Source organism: Streptomyces sp. NPDC030245, assembly GCF_055572995.1.
Map to the genome: position 1 here is coordinate 622,293 of NZ_JBVICF010000002.1, position 19,381 is coordinate 641,673.

A 19,381-nucleotide genomic window follows, 5' to 3' on the forward strand; every position below is an offset into this window, starting at 1 on the left:
CGCCATTGGGGTGGGTGTCGGTGGCAGCGCCTCATGTGCCCTGCCGTACGCCGTTCAGACATGGGCGGTGACAGCCGTGCCCGAGCGGGCCCTCACGGCCAGGACGGCTCCCTGCGCGGTACGACGACCAGTTCGCCCACCACGCTCCCGGCCGGGACCGACAGGGCGTACAGGACCGTGTCGGCGACGATGTCCGGGCTCTGCAACATGGCCACGTCGGCGTCCGGGAAGCGCTCCATGATGAACGGGGTCTCCATGCCGCCCGCGATGATCCCGGTGACGCCGATGCCCACGCAGTCGCGCTGGGCCTCCTTGAACAGCGTGTGGGTGAAGGCCCGCAGACCCGACTTGCCCGCCGCGTAGGGCCCCGCCTCCGTCCACGTCCGGTTGGCGGCGGTGGAGAGGATGTTCACGATGTGGCCGCCGCCGCGGGCGATCATGCGCCGGTACGCCTCCAGGCACAGGTACATCGGCCCGAGCAGGTTGGTCTCGACGACCCGTGTGACCTCGTCGGCCGTCAGGTGCTCGATCGGTTTGGAGACGTCCACGGCCGCGTTGTTCACCAGGATGTCGAGGGGGCTGCCCGCCTCGTCCAGGTCGCGGAAGGCCGCGGCGACTCCCGGGGCGTCCCGCACGTCCATCTCCAGGAACCGGGCATCGAGGCCCTCGGCGGTGAGCTCGTCGCACAGCTCCCCGGCCATTTCCTTGCGGACGTCGGCGATCAGGACCGACGCGCCCGCGGCCGCCAGTCTCCTGGCGATCGAGGCGCCGAGGCCCCTGGCCGAACCGGTCACGAGAGCCTGCTTGCCGTGGAGGTCGACCTGTGCGCCGCCCATGCCTGTGCCTTCCGTCGTTCTCGTTGACGGCGGTGCGCTCCGCGACCGCCCCGCTTCCCACTGTGAGGGCCGGTGCGGAGTCCGGCACCTCGGGCCGGGTGCCGGGCGGGCGGCGCCCGGCTGTGGCGCCCCTCACGCGCGAAGGGCCCGGAGGCGGGGTCACGGGGGCGCCGGGAGGCCGTGTGAGCAAGCACACCAGAAGCGCCAATTCCCTTGCGTGGATGCGGGTTTGGGCCCGATCACCGGCATGTTCGGCAGAGCCGTCCCGGAGCGCGGCGAACCCGTCTGCCACCATGGTCGTCGCCGTACTTCCGGAGCGTCCACGCGCCTCTTGGCGCACCCCGCCGACGCCCCTCCCGCAGGACGGCGCCCCCAGACAGATCCGGTGGAGTGACCGCGCAGTGCTGCCGGTGTTCCGAGCTCCCGCCGAGACCTCCGCCTGAGTCCGTCCCTCCGGACTCACCCCGAGTCTTCGAGTGCCCCTGTGTCTTCTTCTCCCCCCACCTCTCCTGCCCCGCCTGTGCCCGCCCATGCCTCCGCGTCCCGGTCGCCCTGGCGGTCCCTGCGGTACCGCAGCATGCGCTGGTGGTCCGTCGCCAACTTCGTGTCGAACGCCGGCACCTGGATGCAGCTCACCGTGCAGAACCTGCTGGTCCTTCAGATCACCGGATCCGCCGCCGCCACCGGTCTCTCCATGTCCGTGCAGGCCGCGCCCGCGCTCCTGATGAGCCTGGTGGGCGGCGCCGCCGTCGACCGCTGGCCGCGCAAGCTCACCGCCTCCGTCAGCCAGGCGCTGCTCGGCGCCGTCGCCTTCACGACGGCCCTCCTCGTGGCGACCGGCGGGCTCGACCTGACGATCCTCATGGTGCTCGCGGCCGTCACCGGCGTCATCGCCACGGTCGACGGGCCCGCGTGCGCCCTCCTCGGCAACGACCTCGTGCCGCCGGAGGACGTGCCCTCCGCCATCGGCGTGGGCTCGCTCGTCCACAGCGCGGGCCGTCTCGCCGGTGCCGCACTCGGCGGCGTCACGGTCGGTTTCCTCGGCACGGCCGCCGCGTACGCCGCCAACGGCTTGTCGTTCCTCTTCGTCGCCGCCGTCATCCCCTTCCTCCGTCCCGCGTACGGCGCGGTGCGCCAGGCCGGGGCCGGCCGGTCCGTCGCCCCGGTGCCGACGGGCCCCGCGCCGACCGGGCCCGCGCCGGTGGGCGAGCACATGACCGTCCGGCAGGGCCTCGCGTACTTCATGCGGCGCCCCCGGCTCGTGGCCCTGGCGGGGGTGACCGGCGTCAGCGCGGTCTTCGGGCGGAACTACAACCTCACGCTCGCCGTGCTCGTCACCGGGCCGCTCGCCGGCGGCGCCGGGTCGTTCGGCACGGTCTCCACCGTCCTCGCCGTCGGCGGCATCATCGGCGCGGTCCTCGGCGCCCGGCTGCGGAAGCCGTCCGTGCGGCTCGTGGGCACGCTGGCCGCCGCGGGCGCGCTGCTCCAGGTCGTGGCGGGCTTCTCCCCGTCCTTCGCCGTCCTGCTGGTCCTCGTCCTGCCGATGGCCGTCGTCGAGTCGGTCTCCGACACCGCGGGCACGACCGTCCTTCAGACCGACCCGCCCGCCCACCTGCGGGGCCGCGTGCTCGGCGTGTGGGGCAGCATCAGCACCGCCTGGGGCCTCGGCGGACCGCCCGCGCTCGGCCTCCTCATGGAACTGGCCGGCGCCCGCGGCGCCCTCGTCTCCGGCGGCCTGATCATCGCGGGCTCCATCGGGGCGGGGTTCCTCCTGCGCAGGCGCAGGACCACCGAGCCCGTACTCCTCCGCGAGACCGCCCGCGACGTCACACCCCAGCCCGCCCTGCAAACGGCGGCCTGACCGCCGGGTGCGGCGGCTCTGTGGTTGCTCGCGCAGTTCCCCGCGCCCCTGACGGGGCGCGGAGCGCCCCCCTAGGGGCGCGGGGAACTGCGCGAGGACGGACCACTGCCCGCAGTCGAGAACGGCGGGAACCAGGACTGATCCGGCTCCGGCAAGGACGCCACCGCGGCGAGCACCTCCTCCGGTGTGATCCGGAGCAGGCGCTCGTCCGGCTGCGTGCCGTGTGCGTCGCCCGGGCGGGGCTCGTCGGCGGCGTCCGGGTGCCACAGGGCCCGGTGGCGGGGGTCCGCCGGCGGTCCCCACAGGCGGGGCGCCACGGGGCCGAAGAGGACGACGGAGGGGGTGCCGAGTGCCGTGGCGAGGTGGGCCAGGCCCGTGTCGCCGACGATGACGCAGCGGGCGTGGGCCACGAGCGCCGTCAGCCGGTCGAACGGCACATCCGCGGCGCCGCCCAGCACGGCGTCCGCGGGCAGCCCGGCCTGCGAGGCCACGGACCGCGCCGTCGCCTCCTCGCCCGCCCCCGCCGTCACCACGACCCGGTGCCCGCGGGTGGCCAGCTCCCGGGCCACGGCGGCGAACCGCTCCGGGGGCCAGCGGCGGGCGCCTGCGTCGGCGCCCGGGTGGACGACGACCGCGCCGGGCGCCGGTGACGGCGTCACGGGCGACGGGATCCGCACCTCGGCGGGGTCCGCGTCGATGCCGTACCAGGACAGCAGCCGGCACCACCGGTCCCGCTCGTGCTCGTCCTCCCGCCACGCGGGCCCTTCGATGCCGGGCGTGCCGGGGTGTGCGTACGCCAGGAGGCGGCGGGGCCGCAGCCGTTGGAGCAGCAGGTGGCTCGGGGGGCCGTTGCCGTGCAGGTCGACGGCGACGTCGGGGGGCGGGCCCGGCCACGGCAGGTCGGAGGGGACCGCCCGGCCCGGTGCCGACGCGGGCAGCAGCCGGTCGACCAGGCCGGTGGCCAGGGCGGGGCCGGTCAGCCGTTCGGGCGCGGCCAGCACGATGTCGTGGGAGGGCAGCCGCCGTCGCAGGGCGCGCAGCGCCGGTACGGCGGTCAGCAGGTCCCCGAGGCCCAGCGCTCGCAGCACCAGTACGCGGGGGCGGTCCGGCCCCGGGGAGCCGGGCCGCGGCGGTCGCGTGGTCTTCTCGGTCACGGTCAGGGGCGCCTCTCGGCCGAGGGTGCGGCCGGCCGGTTCGGCGTCGCGGCCGCGGCGGCCCGGCGGGCCAGGAGAGTGGTGGAGCGGCCGTCGAGGTAGGGCAGGACGACGGCCTGCCCGCCCCACGCGCGCAGGGTCTCGGCCTCGGGCAGGTCCTGGACGGAGTAGTCGCCGCCCTTGACCCACACGTCGGGCCGCAGCCTGCCGAGCAGTTCCTGCGGGGTGTCCTCCGCGAAGACGGCGACGGCGTCGACACTGCCGAGCGCTTCGAGGACACGGACGCGGTCCGCCTCCTTGTTGAGCGGCCGCCCCGGCCCTTTGCGGCGGGTCAGCGACTCGTCGGAGTTGAGGCAGACGATCAGGCAGTCGCCGATGCGCCGGGCGCTCTCCAGCAGGCCGACGTGGCCCGCGTGCAGCAGGTCGAAGCAGCCGCCGGTCGCCACGACCGTCCCGCCGCGCGCCCGCACCTGTGCCGCGAGGGCGAACGCGTCGGTGCGGGGCTCGTCCTCGGCGCGGCCGGGGGACGCCGACCGCCACAGGGACGGGTTCGTGGCGCCGCCCGCGGAGACGAAGGCGGCGGCCTCCGCGACGGCCCGTTGCAGGGCCTCCTCCGGGAGTGCCCCGTCGGCGAGGGCGGCCGCTGTGGCGGCGGCGAAGCAGTCACCGGCCCCGCACGGGTCGCCGCTCGCGCGGTAGGGCGCGGGGATGAGCATCGGCGTACCGGAACCCGGCCGGGTGAGGAGCACGCCGCGCTCGCCCAGGGTGACGGCGACCCCGGCGGCCTGCCAGCGGTCCGCCAGCTCCGCGCCCCGCCCGGCGTACGCGCGCAGCGTCTCGTCGTCGCCGGGGCACAGGGCGCGGGTCTCCGCCGCGTTCGGGGTGACGAGCCGCGCGCCCGGTACGGGTGTGTCGCCCTTGGGGTGGGGGTCCCACACCAGCGGGGTGCGGGGGGTGACGGCCGCCAGGTGTTCGCGCACGGCGCTCGCGGTGTGCCGCCCGTAGTCCGCGACGAGGACCGCGTGGGCCCCGGCCAGCGCGTCGCGTACGGCGGCGTCGGGCTCTCCCGGTGTGCCGCCGCCCCGGTCGAAGCGCACCAGCGGGCGGCCGGACGCGAGGACGCGCGTCTTGACCGGCAGGGTGCCGTTCAGCGGCAGCTCCACCAGCCGCACCCGGCCGCTGAGCGCGCGGCGCACCGCTTCGCTCGCGGGGTCGTCGCCGAGGGCGGTCACCAGCGTCACGTCACGGCCGCCGCGTGCCGCGAGCGCGGCGGCGAGTCCCGCGCCGCCCGGATGCCGCCGGTCGGCGGTGACGTCGACGACGGGCGCGGGGGCGTCCGGGGAGAGCCGGGTGGCGACTCCTTCGATGTCCTCGTCGAGCAGCACGTCCCCGACGACGACGAGCGGCTTCGGCGCGGTCACGAGACGTTCCCGTTGACGGGGACCACGTCGCGTGGCGCGAGGCGTCCGGGGGTGGTCACGACGGTCTGGGAGAGCGCCGCGTCGAAGGCTTCGCACAGCAGGTGCACGGCGACGAGGTGGGCCTCCTGGACGGTCGCCGTGGTGTCGCCCTCGATGTACAGGACTTCGTCGGCGGCCTCGCCCACCGGGTTCGGGCCCGGCCCGGTGAGCGCCCAGACGCGCAGTCCGGCGGCCCGGCCCGCGACCGCCGCCGTGATCAGGTTGGCGCTGCGGCCCGATGTGGAGAGCAGGACGAGGATGTCGCCTGGCCTGCCGTGTGCGGAGACCTGGCGGGCGAAGACGTGGTCGAAGCCGTAGTCGTTGCCGATGGCGGTCACGCTGGACGTCTCGGCGTGCAGGGAGATGGCGGAGTACGCCGGCCGTTCCTGCCGGTAGCGGCCGACGAGTTCGGCGGTCAGATGCTGGGCCTGGGCGGCGCTGCCGCCGTTGCCCGCGGCGAGGAGCCGGCTCCCCGCGGGCAGTGCGGCGGCGAGCCTGCCGCCCCAGTCCGCGATCCGGCCGAGGCCGTCCCGGCGCAGCCGGCCGAGCGCTTGCTCCAGTGACCGGCAGTGCAGCTGCGCGGCGTCGAGTGCGGGGGATTCGCTCATGCTGGTCGGGCGTGCGGCGTCGCTGGGGACGCCGGGGGCCCGCACCTCCTTCGGGTGTCGGTGCTGCGCGATCGGCCGGCGGGGGCCGGCGGCGGTCGGGAGCGTCCGCGGTGACCGGCGCCGGTCACCGGGCTGTCCGGTGCGTGCCTCACACCGCTCCGACCCCCGTCACGAGGGACTTGGCGTCGAGGACTTCGCAGTAGGCGGCCTCGGTGGCCGCGGCGACCTGGCCCCAGCCGTACCGGCGCAGGACCCTGCGCCGCCCCGCCTCGCCGCTCGCCTCGCGCAGCGCGGGGTCGGCGAGGAGTTCGGCGACGGCGCGGGCGAGGGCCTCGGGGTCCCGGGGCGGCACGAGGCGGCCGGTGGCCGGGTCGGCGACCGTGTCGAGCTGCCCGCCGACGGCGCTGGCGACGACGGGTCTGCCGCATGCCATCGCCTCCAGCGGCACGATGCCGAACGGTTCGTAGTCCGCGGGGCAGAGCACGATGTCGGCCGCGCGCAGCAGCGGCGGCACGTCGCCGCTCGGTACGCCGCCGGTGAAGCGGACCCGGTCGGCGACGCCCGCCTCGCGGGCGAGCGCGCGCAGCCTGCGGACCTCGGGGTCCTCGGCGAGCCGGCCGGCGGGCGGGCCGCCGACCACGACGAGTTCGGTCTCGGGCAGCCGGGCCAGCGCGGCGACGGAGACCGCCGCGCCCTTGCGCGGCACGAGGCGGCCCAGCTGGAGCACCTGGTGCCGCTGGGTGCCGCGCTCGGCGACCGGCCCGCGCGGGGTGAACAGTTCGGTGTCGACGCCGCACGGCACGATGCCGACCTTGGCGGCGGGGACGCCCATCCTGCCCAGTTCGGCGACCTCGTCGCGGCAGGTGGCGATGATCCGGTCGCAGCCGAGGCCCACCTCCGTCTCCAGGGCGATCCGCCGGGGCGGGCTGGGGTCGGCGAGCTGCTGATGGCGTCGCTTCACCGTGCCGAGGGCGTGGTACGTGTGCAGCAGGGGCAGGCCGACCTCGCGTGTGGCCCGCAGCGAGGCGAGCCCGGACATCCAGAAGTGCGAGTGCACCACGTCGGGCGGGCGGCCGCGCCAGACCCGTGCCAGGTAGCGGCCGAACTCGTCCATGTGGGGCAGGAGTTCGTCCTTGGGTATCTGCTCGGGCGGGCCCGCGGGCACGTGGTGCACCTGTACTCCGGTGCGCAGCGCGACGCGCTCGGGCAGGTCGGGTGCGTCCCTGCGGGTGTAGACGGTCACCCGGTGGCCGCGGTCGGCGAGCGCGCCGGCGAGGCAGGCCACGTGCACGTTCTGGCCGCCCGCGTCGACGCCGCCGAGGGCGGCGAGCGGGCTCGCGTGTTCGGAGACGAGGGCGATCGACAGCACGCCGGGGCCGACGGGTTCGGCGCCGAGGACACCGGAGTCGAGGGGGCCGAGGGTCGAGGTCATGAGATCGCCTCCGTCAGCACGCGCTCCCAGTCGTCGAGGAAACGCTTGAGTCCGTACCTTTCGAGAGCGGCCTGGCGGGCGCGTGCGCCGTCCTCGGCCGCGGCCTCCGGTTCGTGCAGGTAGTGCCGGGCGGCCCGCGCCAGGACCTCGGGGCGGGTGGAGAGGGTGCCCGTGCCGCGCGGCACGGCCTCGACCGCCTCCGTGGTGGCGAGCGCCACGACCGGCATGCCCAGGTGCATGGCCTCCAGCAGGGAGAGGCCGAGGGACGTCCAGCGCACCGGGTGCAGATACAGGCGGCGCTCGGCGAGTGCCGCGTGCAGTTCGCTCTGCGGCAGGTCGGCGGTGCGGCAGCGGTCCTCGGTGAGGCCCAGGTGCTTTGCCAGGCCCTCGGTCCGCATGCCGAAGACGTCCAGGGGAGCCGCCTCGCTGAGGTCGGCGAGGAGGTCGGTGCCGGTGTAACGGCCGCGGCGCACCGGTTCGTTGACGACGACGGCGGCGCGGCCGAGGCGGCCGGTGTACTGGTGGCCGGGGTCGACGATGCCGTGTTCGATCACTTCGGTGCGGGTGGTGCCGTTGTCCCAGAAGAGCCGGTTGAAGTGCGTGACGTGGACGAGTGTGAGGTCGTCGCGGTCGGCGCACGGGTGCCGGGTGTCGGGGACGTCGCCGTCCGGTGCGTTGTGTTCCAGGTACACGGCGGGCACGTCGCGGCCGGGGCGCCGGCCGCCGAGCCAGCGTTCGGCCAGCTCGGGTTCGTGCGGCCGCTGGAAGAGGACGAGGTCGACCTCGGCGTCGCGCAGCTCCTCGGGCGTGACCTCGCGCACGGAGTCGGGCCACGTGAACGTCCGGGCCCGGCCGAGGCCGTCGGGGCCGCGGTCCGGTGTGACGGGAACGAGGTAGGTGTGGGGCCCCTGCACGAACGAGGTCGTCCAGGAGCCGTGCACGTGCCACAGCAGGATGTTCATACGGTCGCTCCTCGTTCGGTTCCGGGCGTGCGGCCCTTTCCGGTCGGCGGTCGGGACAGGGCGGTCACCGGGCGCGGGGGCGACCGGTGACCGGCCGTGCGGTCGGTGTCGGCGGCGGCGAGGGCGCCTGCGGCGTGAGCCGTGGCGGTGTCGGCGGTGAGCGCCGCCACGGCGGCGAGCACCTCGGCGTCACCGACACCGTCGAGGCAGGGGTGGCCGGGCACCGGACAGGTCCGCGCCCTGCTGTCCGCGCACCGCTCGCGCTGGTCGCCGAGCAGGACGTGGCGTACGCCGTACGGGCCCCAGCGCTCGGCCGGCACCACCGGCGCGAACAGGCTGACGACGGGGGTGCCGACGGCGGCGGCGAGGTGTCCTGGCCCGGTGTTGCCGACCACGGCCGCCCGGGCCCCCGCCAGCACGCCCGCCAGGTGCCGCAGGTCGGTGGCTCCGCCCAGGTCGAGGCCGTGCCGTCCGGCGACCTTCGCGGTCAGTTCGCACTCGCGTGGCCCGCCGGTGACCACGACCCGGTGCCCGGCGGAGGCGAGGGCCGCCACGGCACGCCGTGCCCGGTCGGGGCTCCAGGCGCGGGCGGGCACGGCGGCCCCGGGGTGGAGCACCACATAGGGCTCGGAGCCGGTGAGGGAGGTGGTGTCGGGCGGTGTCGTGACCCGCAGGGCACCGTCGTCGCCGGGCGGCAGCGCGAAGCCGGCGGCCTCGGCGAGGTCGAGGGCGGCCCTGGCCTCGTGGCGGTGGGGCAGCCGGTGGTGGCGCAGGTCGAGGAGGGCGCCCGGGTAGTCCTCGCTGTCGGCGGCCGTCCAGGCGACCCCGGCGAGCTTCAGGAGGAGGGCGACGGGCAGCGGGCTCTGGTGGTACGAGACGAGGATCAGGGCCCGGTCGAAGCGGCCTGCCGTCAGGGTGTTGAGCACCTGGCGCGTCGCCTCGCGCGACACCTTCGCGGGCTCCAGGCCCACCCAGGGCGCGTCGTACACCAGCACGTCGTCCGCGCCGGGCAGCAGCTCGCCCGCGTGCACGCCCTGCGGCCCGCAGAGCAGCGCGGTGTACGAGGAGCCGGCCGCCGCGGCGCGCACGGCGGGCCCGGCGAGCAGCACGTCGCCCGCGCTGTCGAGCCGTACGACGAGCGTGCGCGGCAGGGACGGGGTGCCGGTCATCGCCGCTCCCCCTCCCCCGCACCCGGGCCTGCCCCGGGGGCGCAGACGGCCGCCGCCGGGCGGTCCGTGCCGCGCGCGCCGAGGGCCAGGCGGACGGCGGTGAGCAGGTCCGGGGCCACGGTGTCGGCCGCCTCGATCTCCTCGGCGCGGGTGGCCGGGGTGGGCACCAGGACGCCGCGGGCCCCGGCGGCGCGAGCGGCGTCCGTGTCGGCTCCGATGTCGCCGATGACGGTGGTGTGTCCGGGCGGGACGCCGAGCCGTTGGCACGCGGCGAGCACCAGGCCGGGCGCGGGTTTGCGGCAGCCGCAGCCGTCGCCGGGGCCGTGCGGGCAGATGGCCCAGACGGCGAACGGGCCGAGGAGGTCCTCCACGCGCCGCCGCACCGCGTCGACCTGGGCGCGGGTCAGCAGGCCGCGGGCCATGCCCGACTGGTTGCTGACGACGCCGACGGGGATGCCCGCCGCGCGGACGGCCCGGACGGCGGCGCGCACGGTCGGCGCGAGGCGTACCAGCGCGGGGTCGCCGTTGTAGGGCACGTCCTCGACGAGGGTGCCGTCGCGGTCGAAGAGGATCGCGGCGGGGAGGTCCGGTCGGTCGCCGCGCGTGGTTGTCACCGCCCCTCGGGGGCCGTCGATCAGCCAGGGCCCTTCGCGGCCGCGGGCGACGGTGTCCGTGCGCGGGGTTTCCGGAGGGCGTCGGCTCATCGGCGCACCCGTTCCTCGTGGGCCGGCCGGACCGGTGGGGGCGAGCCGTGGCCGGGCACGGCCGGGTGCGGGCCGAGCTGTTCGACGCGTCGGTGCAGGGCCTGTCCGCGCAGCCAGTGCCAGACGGCGGCGGGCGGGATGAGCACGCTGGTCAGCGCCATGGTGGTCACTTCCGCCCGGTGCCGCGGCCCCGGCAGGATCCGGGCGAGCGCGAACTCGGCGGTGCCGGCCAGCCAGCCCGCGGCGCAGACGGTGGCGGCCCCCGGTCTGCGGAGCGCGGCTGCGGCGAGGGCTGCGGCGGCCGCCGCGGTCACCGCGATGTGGCGGTGCAGCCGGCCGCGGGGCGCGGCGGCGCGGGCCCACCAGTCGGGTCCGTGCAGCCGTGTCATGAGGACGTCGTCGGCGTTGCCGGCCTGCACCCGCACGGAGACCCAGCGGTCGGCGGGGCGTACCGGGTGTGCCGTGGTGCGGGTGCCCGCGTCCACCGTCCAGCCCGCGTCGAGCACCCGCAGCGCGAGGTCGGCGTCTTCCCTGAAGGCGCGCCGGAACCGCTCGTCGAAGCCGCCGACGGCCTCCAGCGCCTCACGGCGGTAGGCCATGTCCGCGGTGATCCACCGGGCGGTGGCGAGCCCCGCGGTGTTGCGTTCCCAGTCCGTGGGCCTGCGGTCCTCGGGCAGCGGCACGTCGATGTGGGCGGTGACGGCCGCGTCGCGCGGGGCCGCCGCGGCGAGGTCGAGTGCGAGGTCGTCGCACCAGGTGGGGCCGGGGACGACGTCGTCGTCGAGGAAGACGATCCACGGCACGCGCCCGGCCGCCCGCCACCCCGTGTTGCGGGCCGCGGCGGGCCCTCGCGCCTTGCCCTTCACCACGGTGGTGACGGGGCGCAGGGCGGCCGGGACCTCGACGGGCAGCGGGGTTGCACCCTCGGCTCCCGGCCGGTCGTCGACGAGGATCACCCGGTCCGGTGCGGGTCCGGCGGCGTCGGCGAGCGCGCGCAGGGTCGCGCGCAGGCTCGGCCGCCCGAGGGTGGGGATCACCACGGCGTAGGTGCCCTCGGGGGTGTTGCGGGTCCGCTTCTTGTCGGCGGCCATCAGACATCGCCGCCTTCGGAGGTGCGGAAGAGGTCCTGGCGGTGGATCGCGTACGGGCCGATGGCCAGCAGGTCGACGGGGGAGGAACCGAAGCACTCCAGCGCGTCGCGCGGGTCGTCCACCATGGGGCGGCCGGCGGTGTTCAGGCTGGTGTTGACCACGACGGGCAGCCCGGTGAGCTTCTCGAACTCGCCGAGCATGCGGGCCACCAGGGGCTCCTGCGCCGGGTCCACGGTCTGGATGCGGGCCGTCCCGTCGACGTGGACGACGGCGGGGATCCGGTCGCGCCAGGGCTCCGCCACGTCGTGCACGAAGAGCATGTACGGGCTGGGCATCGGCCCGTCGAAGATCTCCGGGGCACGGTCGGCGAGGACCATGGGGGCGACGGGCCTGAACTGTTCGCGGCCCTTGACGTCGTTGAGGCGTTCCAGGTTTCCGGCGTGCCCGGGGTGGGCCATGAGCGAGCGGTGGCCGAGCGCCCGGGGACCGTACTCGGACCGGCCCTGGAACCAGGCGACGATCCGGTTCTCGGCCAGCGCCCGCGCGACCGTCGCGGCGATGTCGGCGGGCCGCTCGAAGGTGACGGCTGCGGTCTTCAGCCAGGCGCCGAGTTCGGCGTCCGACCAGTCGCGGCCCAGATCGGCGCCGGTCATGGGCTCCGGCTGCACGCCCTCGCCCGCGGTGAGGAGCAGCGCGCCGCCCAGTGCCGTGCCCGCGTCACCGGCCGCGGGCTGCACCCACACCCGGGAGAAGGGGCCCTCGCGGGCGATCCTGGAGTTGGCGACGCAGTTCAGCGCGACGCCGCCGGCGAGGGTGAGCACGGTGTGGTGGGTCTTGCCGTGCAGCCAGCGCGCCAGGTCGAGCAGGGTCTCTTCGAGGACGGCCTGGGCGCTGGCGGCCACGTCCGCGTGGTCCTGGGTCCAGGGTTCGTCCGCGCCGCGCGGCGGGCACAGCTCGTGCCACGGCACGGCGGTGGCGCGGAACCCTCCGTCGCCCGTCGGGTACACGTGCTTGCGCAGCTCCGGGAGCATGCGCGGGGTGCCGTGGGAGGCGAGGGCCATCACCTTGAACTCGTCGGACGAGCGCAGGAATCCGAGGTGCCCGGTGAGCTCTTCGTAGACGAGGCCGAGGGAGTGCGGCAGGTCCTGGGCGTACAGCGGCTCCAGCTCGTCGCGGACGCGGCGTGCGGCGAGGTGCGAGGCGCGCTCGCCGCGGCCGTCGAGCACGAGGACCGAGGAGTCCTCCGCGTCGGGCGCGGCGAAGGCGCTCGACGCGGCGTGGGCCATGTGGTGCGGTACGAAGCGGACGATGCCCGGGTCGAGCCCCGGCAGCGCGGTCCTGAGGAAGTTCGGGGCCTCGCGGGCGTAGGTCTGGCGCAGGTGGTCCCAAGGGTCGTCGAGGCCCATGGACTCGGCGGGCCTGGCGAGTTCGGGGTCGTAGGAGTAGGCGACCGCGTCGAGGTCCTCGGGCCGTAGACCGGCCCTGCTCAGGCACCAGGCGGCGGCCTGTTCGGGGAGTTCCCAGGCCGAGAACGGCAGGGGTCGTTTGCCGTGTTTGCGCCGGGAGAACCGCTCCTCCTCGGCGGCGGCGACGGTTCTGCCGTCGATCACGAGGGCTGCGGCGGGGTCGTGGAAGAGGGCGTTGATTCCGAGGACGCGCATGGGGTGTCCGAGATTCTGTCGGCGGTCCTTGGCCCGTGTCCGGTGCCGCGGTCGTGGCGCGGGAGCGCGCGGGTGACAGCGGTACGGGGAACATGACCAAGCTGGGTCTGGGCAGGCAGGTTTCCCGCGAGGGGCGGCGCGGTGGGCGTGCCGCCCGGTGCTCAGCGGTCGGCTGTGGCGCGGAACCAGTCGATGGTGCGCCGCAGGCCTTCCTCGGCGGCGACTTCCGGTTCCCAGCCGAGCTTGTCGCGGGCCAGGGTGATGTCCGGGCAGCGCACGGCCGGGTCGTCGGTGGGCCGGTCGATGAAGCGGATCTCCGAGCGGGAGCCGGTGAGTTCGATGACCAGGCGCGCCAGTTCGAGCATGGTGATCTCGGTGGGGTTGCCGATGTTGACCGGGCCGCGCATGCCGTGGGCGGCCGCCGCGAGGATGCCGCGCACGGTGTCGTCGACGTAGCAGAGCGAGCGGGTCTGGTTGCCGTCGCCGGTGACGGTCAGCGGCTCGCCGTCGAGCGCCTGCCGGACGAAGGTGGGCACCGCCCGGCCGTCGTGGCCGCGCATCCGGGGGCCGTAGGTGTTGAAGAGGCGCACGATGCCGGTGTCGGTGCCTTCGGCGTCGGCGTGCGCGGTGGTCAGTGCCTCGCCGAACCGCTTCGCCTCGTCGTACACGCTGCGCGGCCCGACCGGGTTGACGTGGCCCCAGTACCGCTCGTCCTGCGGATTCTGCTCCGGGTCCCCGTAGACCTCCGAGGTCGAGGCGAGCACGAAGCGGGCGTCCGACCGGTGTGCCAGTTCCAGGGCGTTGCGGGTGCCGAGGCTGCCGGTGTCCAGGGTGTGCAGGGGGAGCCGCAGATAGTCGGCGGGCGACGCCGGGGAGGCGAAGTGGAGGACGAGGTCGACGGGCCGCTCCACGGTGAACCCCTCGGCGACGTTCGCCTGTATGAGCCGGAAGCCGGGCCGGTCGAGGAGCGGCGTCAGATTCTCGGGCCGCCCGGTGCTGAAGTCGTCGACGCAGGTCACAGCGGTGCCTGCGGCCAGCAGGGCGGTGCACAGATGCGAGCCGACGAAGCCTCCGCCGCCGGTGACGACGGCGTGCTCCCACTTTCCTGACAGAGCTGTGGTCATCCAGGACTCCTCACGTGCGGCGGGGACGGCGTACCCGGTCCGGTGCCGACCGCCGGTCGCCGGCGGCCTGGGGGCCGCCGAGTTCTCGATCAGCCTCTGTCAGGTGAGCGCGGACGGCTCGGTGGTGTAGGGCATACGGGTGACGCGTGCGCGCCGCCGAGCACGCGAGATGCCCGCCGCGCCACGCCGGTGAGGGCGTCGCGGGCGGGCATCGGGAAGGCGGGGGCCCTGCTCGGTGGTCAGTCGGAGGAGAGGGCCTGGAGGAGCTGTCCGACGGACGGGTCGGGGAGGCTGCGGGCCACGTCGGCCTGGGCGACGACGCCGACGAGGTCGTGGCCGTCGATCACCGGAAGGCGGCGGACCTTGTGGGAGGTCATGGTGCGCATGATTTCGTCGGCGTCGTCGTCCGCGCCGATGGTGACGGCCTCGCCCTGGGCGAGCTCGCCGGCCTTGGTGCCGGCCGGGTCCTTGCCCTGGCCGAGGACCTTCACGACGATGTCGCGGTCGGTCAGCATGCCCTTGAGCCGGTTGTCGGTGCCGCAGATGGGCAGCGCCCCGACCCCGAGCTCGGTCATCTTCTGGGCGGCGAGCAGGACGCTTTCTTCGGCGCCGATGCACTCCGCGCCGCCGGTCATGATCTCTCTGGCCGTGGTCATGTCACTCCGTAGGTCGGTCCGCTGTGGGCAGCCCTATGGGTTCCCGTGGGCGGCATGGGGTGTATCGCCGCCGTACGGGTCTATTTGCGGCGCTCAGCTGCCGAGGCCGCCGCTGCCGAAGCTGCCGCCGCTGCCCTTCCTGTGGTCGTCCGGGTCCTGGGAGGGGCTGGGGTGCGTGCCGGACTTGCCGTATCCGTCGTTGAGCTCGTGCGGCGTGAGGCGGCCGCCGTCGCGCGGCACCTCGTCCGGGTCGCGGTACTCACGTTCCTCCCGCACCGGCCCGTCGTACGGCCGCTTGGGCTGCTCTTCGGGGCTCGGCACCCGCGTCTCGCGTGCTTGGGCGCGCCGGCCCCAGAAGAAGGCGGCCAGGAGCATGCCGGCCACGACGATGCCGGCGACCCACATCAGCAGGGCCACGGTGTGCGGGACAGCCAGTTCCATTGGTTCCATATAAGGGATGTACCCGGCCTGCCCGAAAAATAGCTTAAATCGCCCTTTTCGCGGCTTCTGCTCCGGTGCAACACCTCCGCACCTTCTACCCCACGGGTGCGGTCGTACGCGTGCGGTGGGCGAGGCGGGCCCTGCGGGTGGCGACGTCGACGGTGTACGCCTCGACGGTCATCGCCCGCTCGGACACCTTCAGCACCATGAAGCCGTGCTCGGAGAAGTTCTGCCAGGCCGCCGGATGGTTGAAATGGGCCCTTCCGTCTCCGGCCTTACCCGCGGCGCCGCAGACGATCTGCCGGGTGCCGCCGGTGCGGGCGGTGGGCTCCAGGATCTGAAGCGTGTGGTCGTGCCCGGACAGGATCAGGTCGGCGCGCCCGCACACCACCTCTTCGTACAGCTCCTTGAGGTGGATGCCGCTGGTGTAGTGCCCGATCACGAAGCCGTCGTACGAACCGGCGCTGCCGTGCTTGCCGTTGTTCAGGTACGGGTGGTGGCCGAGCACGATCTTCCAGCGGGCCCGCGACGCCTTGAGGGCCCCGTCCAGCCACGCGCGCTGCGCGCGCATGTAGGGGCCGTTCCACCGGTAGTGCGGGTCGAGCTGGGCGACGTACGACGAGACGGGGTTGGTGTCGATGGCGAAGAACTCGACCACCGGTTCGGGCCCGGCCGCGGCGGGCAGCGCGACGGTGTAGTAGCGGCTCGGCATGTACCAGCGGGGCGATCCCTCGGCGTAGGCGACCTCCCGGTCGCCGCGTGACGGGTCGCCGCCGCTGCCCGGTATCAGACCGGAGCAGTCGTGGTTGCCTAGGACCATCAGCCACGGCATGTCGACACCGGAGTTGGGGTCCTCGAACTTGGCGCGGAACTCGGAGTCGTCGGCGGACTCGGGGCCGTTCTCGTAGATGTTGTCGCCGAGGCCGACCGCCAGGCCGATGCCTTCGGCGCGGCACACCTCGCGGGCGGCGGCGGCCACCGCGTGCTGGGCCTCCTCGCCGGTGCCGGCGTCACCGGTGAGGAGCACCGCGTACTCCCCGGACCTGTTCGGGGCGGCCGGGAAGGGGAACTTGCCGGTGCGGGAGGCCGCCGCCGCGGAGGTCTGCGCCCCGCCCGGCAGCACGGCCAGCGCCGCCGCCCCCGCCACCACACCGCCCAGCACGGTCCTGCGGCGCGGCGCCCGCATCCGACTGACCCGCTCCCCCACCGGCCCTTCGGCGAGCGCCGGATCGGCCCGCAGCCACTGGTCCTCCGTCAGGTCCGCACTCGGTGGTATCAACTCGTCGTCGCACATGGAGGGTTTCTCTCACGGGAGCGCGTGCGGTTGGTGGGGAACCAATGAACTCCTGGTGGACGAATGGACACGGGCCGGCGTATCTCTCAGGCCGCTGTCACGACCTCCGCCGGGTCCACCGGCTCCGTGCCCTTGGCGAACTGCGTCCGGTACAGCTCCGCGTACCGCCCGTCCAGGGCAAGGAGTTCGTCGTGCGTCCCGCGTTCGACGATCTGTCCCGCCTCGACGACGAGGATCTGGTCGGCGGAGCGCACCGTGGACAGCCGGTGCGCGATCACCACGGCGGTACGGCCTTCGAGCGCCTCGGCCAGCGCCTCCTGCACGGCGGCCTCCGAGGTGTTGTCCAGGTGGGCCGTCGCCTCGTCGAGGATGACCACGCGCTGTCCGGCGAGGAGCAGCCGGGCGATGGTCATCCGCTGCCGTTCACCGCCGGAGAGGCGGTAGCCGCGCTCGCCGACCACGGTGTCCAGGCCGTCGGGCAGCGACCGTACGAGCTCTTCGAGGCGGGCTCGCCGCAGCACGTCCCACAGCTCGTCCTCGCTCGCGCCGGGCCGGGCGAGGAGCAGGTTGTCGCGGACGGACTCGTGGAAGAGGTGGCCGTCCTGCGTCACCATGCCGAGGGTGGCCCGCATCGAGTCCGCGGACAGGTCCCGCACGTCGACGCCTCCGATGCGGACGGTGCCCTCGTCGGCGTCGTACAAGCGCGGCAGCAGCTGCGCGATGGTCGACTTGCCCGCTCCCGAGGAGCCGACAAGCGCGATGGTCTGGCCGGGCTCGGCGCGGAAGGACAGGCCGTGCAGGACCTCCTCGCCGCCGCGGGTGTCGAGCGAGGCGACCTCTTCGAGGGAGGCGAGGGAGACCTTGTCGGCGGACGGGTAGCCGAACCGGACGTCGTCGAACTCGATGGCGACGGGCCCGTCGGGCACCTGCGCCGGCTCGGCCTTCTCCTCGATGAGCGGCTTCAGGTCGAGCACCTCGAAGACCCGCTCGAAGCTGACGAGCGCGCTCATCACCTCGACGCGCGCCCCGGCCAGCGAGGTCAGCGGCGCGTAGAGCCGAGTGAGCAGCAGGGCCAGCGCGACGACGTCGCCCGCGGCCAGGGTGCCTTCCAGCGCGAAGTACCCGCCGAGGCCGTAGACGAGCGCCAGCGCGAGGGCCGACACCAGGGTGAGCGCGGTGATGAACGCGGACTGCGCCATGGCGGTCCGTACGCCGATGTCCCGCACCCGGCGGGCCCGCGCGGCGAACTCGGCGGACTCGTCGGCGGGCCGGCCGAAGAGCTTGATGAGGGTGGCGCCGGGCGCCGAGAAGCGCTCGGTCATGCGGGTGCCCATGGCGGCGTTGTGGTGCGCCGCCTCGCGCTGGAGCCTGGCCATGCGTGAGCCCATGCGGCGCGCGGGCACGACGAAGACGGGCAGGAGCACCAGGGCGAGGAGGGTGATCTGCCAGGAGAGCGTCAGCATGACGACGAGGGTCAGGAGCAGCGTGACGATGTTCCCGACGACGCCGGACAGCGTGTTGCTGAACGCCCGCTGCGCGCCGACCACGTCGTTGTTGAGGCGGCTGACCAGCGCGCCCGTGCGGGTGCGGGTGAAGAAGGCGACGGGCATCCGCTGCACGTGGTCGAAGACGGCGGTCCGCAGGTCGAGGATGAGGCCTTCGCCGAGGTTCGCCGACAGCCAGCGGCTCAGCAGGCCGAGGCCGGCCTCGGCGAGCGCGATCACGGCGATGAGCACGGCGTACCGCACGACGGTCGAGGAGTCGGAGCCCTTCACGATGGCCGTGACAACATGGCCCGCGAGGACGGGAGTTGCCACGGCGAGGAGTGCGGTGACGACGCTCAGCAGCACGAACTGCCAGATGCGGCGGCGGTGGGGCCGTGCGAAGGCGCCGATGCGGCGCAGCGTGGCTCGGGCGAAGGGGCGGCGGTCCTGCTGCGCGGTCATGACGCTGTACATCTGCGTCCACGCGGTCGTTTCCATGCTCATACCGGAAGGTTAGAACCTCAACTAAACTTGAGGTCAAGGCTCGACCGCCGCTTTCACCTAGCCGAGTTCGAGCGAGGTGACGCCGAAGACCCTTCCCTCCGCGTATTCCCTGACCGGTCCCGTGTACATGCGGGCGGTGTCGAAGGTGGGTTTCATGCCGCGCGCCTCGGCGAGGGCCACCGCTTCCGGGTTGGTCTCGGGCACGTCCATCGCGACGGGCGCGCCGTCCGCCTCCGCGGCCAGCGCGTCCAGGAGCGCCTCGGCGTCGGCGCGGGTGTCGGCGAACAGCGGTCCGACGCGCAGGGCGTCACGGCCGGGGCGGAGCACTCCGTACCCGGTCAGCCTGCCGTCGACGATGCGGGCGAGGGCGCGGTGGCCCGGGGCGGTGAGCCAGGACTCCAGGAAGCGCGGCCGGTCGGCGGGCAGACATGCGCCGTCGTACGCCAGGAGCGCCCGCAGGCCCGCTGCCTCGACGGGGCGCACGTGCCGGTCGGGCGCGTCGGGCGCGGGCAGCGGGCCGAGGTAGCGGAGCGTGCCGTGGCGCCACTCGAAGCCGGAGCGGCGGTAGTTGTCCTGCTGGGCGGGGACGCCGTCCAGGCCGACGGTCCTGCCCTCGGCGTGCGCGAGCCCCGTCCGCCAGGTGGCGAGCCCCAGGCCCTGGCCGCGCCGGTCGGGGCGGACCAGGTAGAAGCCGAGGAAGGCGTAGCTGTCGCCGTAGTTGACCACGGAGATCGCGGAGACCGGTTCGCCGTCGAGCCGCCCCAGGAAGAACCCGTCGGGATCCTGCGCGAAGAACGACGGGGCGTCGGCGAGGCCGGGGTTCCAGCCCTCGCCCGCCGCCCACTCCGTGACCACTCGCCAGTCGTCGAGCGTCGCCCGTGAGACAGCGAGCCGCCCGGGGGCCGAATCCGTCATCGCTGCACCCTTCTCGAACCGACAC

Annotated in this window: 17 protein-coding genes; 1 reads left to right on the forward strand and 16 read right to left on the reverse strand. The window is 74.7% G+C overall.

What is annotated here, in order from left to right; translation table 11 throughout:
* Positions 1–92: 92 nt before the first annotated feature.
* On the reverse strand, positions 93–836 hold the full coding sequence (locus tag ACZ4Z4_RS07230; RefSeq protein WP_468323424.1) for an SDR family oxidoreductase: 744 nt from the start codon (positions 834–836) through the stop codon (positions 93–95).
* 577 nt (positions 837–1,413) lie between these two features.
* On the opposite strand from ACZ4Z4_RS07230, the gene ACZ4Z4_RS07235 reads away from it, so the two are divergent.
* Positions 1,414–2,697: an MFS transporter gene (locus tag ACZ4Z4_RS07235; RefSeq protein ID WP_468323427.1), complete on the forward strand. Its 1,284-nt coding sequence runs from the start codon at positions 1,414–1,416 to the stop codon at positions 2,695–2,697.
* A 71-nt stretch (positions 2,698–2,768) separates the two neighbouring features.
* Here ACZ4Z4_RS07235 and ACZ4Z4_RS07240 read toward each other — a convergent pair whose 3' ends face one another.
* From ACZ4Z4_RS07240 to ACZ4Z4_RS07310, 15 genes are all read right to left on the reverse strand, one after another.
* Complete coding sequence (locus ACZ4Z4_RS07240; protein ID WP_468323430.1) at positions 2,769–3,851, reverse strand: glycosyltransferase family 9 protein; 1,083 nt, start codon at positions 3,849–3,851, stop codon at positions 2,769–2,771.
* A 2-nt stretch (positions 3,852–3,853) separates the two neighbouring features.
* Positions 3,854–5,272 carry a D-glycero-beta-D-manno-heptose 1-phosphate adenylyltransferase gene (gene rfaE2 / locus ACZ4Z4_RS07245; RefSeq protein ID WP_468323433.1) on the reverse strand — a complete coding sequence of 473 codons (1,419 nt, stop codon included), beginning with the start codon at positions 5,270–5,272 and terminating at the stop codon, positions 3,854–3,856.
* Positions 5,269–5,919, reverse strand: a complete 651-nt coding sequence (locus ACZ4Z4_RS07250; protein WP_468323436.1) for a D-sedoheptulose-7-phosphate isomerase — start codon at positions 5,917–5,919, stop codon at positions 5,269–5,271. The genes rfaE2 and ACZ4Z4_RS07250 overlap by 4 nt, the downstream gene beginning before the upstream one ends.
* A gap of 148 nt (positions 5,920–6,067) precedes the next feature.
* The gene (locus tag ACZ4Z4_RS07255; protein ID WP_468323439.1) at positions 6,068–7,351 is read right to left on the reverse strand and encodes a glycosyltransferase; all 1,284 of its coding nucleotides are present in this window, start codon (positions 7,349–7,351) and stop codon (positions 6,068–6,070) included.
* The gene (locus ACZ4Z4_RS07260; RefSeq protein WP_468323442.1) at positions 7,348–8,313 is read right to left on the reverse strand and encodes a glycosyltransferase; all 966 of its coding nucleotides are present in this window, start codon (positions 8,311–8,313) and stop codon (positions 7,348–7,350) included. Before ACZ4Z4_RS07260 ends, ACZ4Z4_RS07255 begins: the two co-directional genes overlap by 4 nt.
* Complete coding sequence (locus tag ACZ4Z4_RS07265) at positions 8,310–9,482, reverse strand: glycosyltransferase family 9 protein (RefSeq protein ID WP_468323445.1); 1,173 nt, start codon at positions 9,480–9,482, stop codon at positions 8,310–8,312. Before ACZ4Z4_RS07265 ends, ACZ4Z4_RS07260 begins: the two co-directional genes overlap by 4 nt.
* Positions 9,479–10,186, reverse strand: coding sequence for an HAD-IIIA family hydrolase (locus tag ACZ4Z4_RS07270; protein ID WP_468323448.1), 708 nt, complete (start codon positions 10,184–10,186; stop codon positions 9,479–9,481). Before ACZ4Z4_RS07270 ends, ACZ4Z4_RS07265 begins: the two co-directional genes overlap by 4 nt.
* Positions 10,183–11,277 (reverse strand): glycosyltransferase family 2 protein, encoded by a 1,095-nt coding sequence (locus ACZ4Z4_RS07275; RefSeq protein WP_468323451.1) that lies wholly within the window; start codon positions 11,275–11,277, stop codon positions 10,183–10,185. The genes ACZ4Z4_RS07270 and ACZ4Z4_RS07275 overlap by 4 nt, the downstream gene beginning before the upstream one ends.
* Entirely contained in the window at positions 11,277–12,938 is a 1,662-nt protein-coding gene (locus ACZ4Z4_RS07280; protein WP_468323454.1) for a carbamoyltransferase family protein, read from the reverse strand. The genes ACZ4Z4_RS07275 and ACZ4Z4_RS07280 overlap by 1 nt, the downstream gene beginning before the upstream one ends.
* A 161-nt stretch (positions 12,939–13,099) precedes the next feature.
* The gene (locus ACZ4Z4_RS07285; protein WP_468323457.1) at positions 13,100–14,062 is read right to left on the reverse strand and encodes an NAD-dependent epimerase/dehydratase family protein; all 963 of its coding nucleotides are present in this window, start codon (positions 14,060–14,062) and stop codon (positions 13,100–13,102) included.
* A 239-nt stretch (positions 14,063–14,301) separates the two neighbouring features.
* On the reverse strand, positions 14,302–14,718 hold the full coding sequence (locus ACZ4Z4_RS07290; protein WP_468323460.1) for a CBS domain-containing protein: 417 nt from the start codon (positions 14,716–14,718) through the stop codon (positions 14,302–14,304).
* Positions 14,719–14,811: 93 nt separating this feature from the next.
* Positions 14,812–15,159, reverse strand: a complete 348-nt coding sequence (locus ACZ4Z4_RS07295) for a DUF6479 family protein (protein WP_468323463.1) — start codon at positions 15,157–15,159, stop codon at positions 14,812–14,814.
* A gap of 94 nt (positions 15,160–15,253) precedes the next feature.
* Complete coding sequence (locus ACZ4Z4_RS07300) at positions 15,254–16,453, reverse strand: metallophosphoesterase (protein WP_468323466.1); 1,200 nt, start codon at positions 16,451–16,453, stop codon at positions 15,254–15,256.
* An 86-nt stretch (positions 16,454–16,539) separates the two neighbouring features.
* Positions 16,540–18,441 carry an ABC transporter ATP-binding protein gene (locus ACZ4Z4_RS07305; protein WP_468323469.1) on the reverse strand — a complete coding sequence of 634 codons (1,902 nt, stop codon included), beginning with the start codon at positions 18,439–18,441 and terminating at the stop codon, positions 16,540–16,542.
* A gap of 57 nt (positions 18,442–18,498) precedes the next feature.
* A complete protein-coding gene (locus ACZ4Z4_RS07310) occupies positions 18,499–19,356 on the reverse strand; it encodes a GNAT family N-acetyltransferase (protein ID WP_468323473.1) in 858 nt (285 codons plus the stop codon).
* Positions 19,357–19,381: the final 25 nt, after the last annotated feature.

Excerpts from the sequence above, each read along its gene's own strand:
- ACZ4Z4_RS07230 (WP_468323424.1), bottom strand. The coding sequence starts at position 836 with ATGGGCGGCGCACAGGTCGACCTCCACGGCAAGCAGGCTCTCGTGACC.
- ACZ4Z4_RS07235 (WP_468323427.1), top strand. The coding sequence starts at position 1,414 with ATGCGCTGGTGGTCCGTCGCCAACTTCGTGTCGAACGCCGGCACCTGG.
- ACZ4Z4_RS07250 (WP_468323436.1), bottom strand. The coding sequence starts at position 5,919 with ATGAGCGAATCCCCCGCACTCGACGCCGCGCAGCTGCACTGCCGGTCA.
- ACZ4Z4_RS07255 (WP_468323439.1), bottom strand. The coding sequence starts at position 7,351 with ATGACCTCGACCCTCGGCCCCCTCGACTCCGGTGTCCTCGGCGCCGAA.
- ACZ4Z4_RS07260 (WP_468323442.1), bottom strand. The coding sequence starts at position 8,313 with ATGAACATCCTGCTGTGGCACGTGCACGGCTCCTGGACGACCTCGTTC.
- ACZ4Z4_RS07265 (WP_468323445.1), bottom strand. The coding sequence starts at position 9,482 with ATGACCGGCACCCCGTCCCTGCCGCGCACGCTCGTCGTACGGCTCGAC.
- ACZ4Z4_RS07270 (WP_468323448.1), bottom strand. The coding sequence starts at position 10,186 with ATGAGCCGACGCCCTCCGGAAACCCCGCGCACGGACACCGTCGCCCGC.
- ACZ4Z4_RS07275 (WP_468323451.1), bottom strand. The coding sequence starts at position 11,277 with ATGGCCGCCGACAAGAAGCGGACCCGCAACACCCCCGAGGGCACCTAC.
- ACZ4Z4_RS07280 (WP_468323454.1), bottom strand. The coding sequence starts at position 12,938 with ATGCGCGTCCTCGGAATCAACGCCCTCTTCCACGACCCCGCCGCAGCC.
- ACZ4Z4_RS07285 (WP_468323457.1), bottom strand. The coding sequence starts at position 14,062 with ATGACCACAGCTCTGTCAGGAAAGTGGGAGCACGCCGTCGTCACCGGC.
- ACZ4Z4_RS07290 (WP_468323460.1), bottom strand. The coding sequence starts at position 14,718 with ATGACCACGGCCAGAGAGATCATGACCGGCGGCGCGGAGTGCATCGGC.
- ACZ4Z4_RS07295 (WP_468323463.1), bottom strand. The coding sequence starts at position 15,159 with ATGGAACTGGCTGTCCCGCACACCGTGGCCCTGCTGATGTGGGTCGCC.
- ACZ4Z4_RS07300 (WP_468323466.1), bottom strand. The coding sequence starts at position 16,453 with ATGTGCGACGACGAGTTGATACCACCGAGTGCGGACCTGACGGAGGAC.
- ACZ4Z4_RS07305 (WP_468323469.1), bottom strand. The coding sequence starts at position 18,441 with ATGAGCATGGAAACGACCGCGTGGACGCAGATGTACAGCGTCATGACC.
- ACZ4Z4_RS07310 (WP_468323473.1), bottom strand. The coding sequence starts at position 19,356 with ATGACGGATTCGGCCCCCGGGCGGCTCGCTGTCTCACGGGCGACGCTC.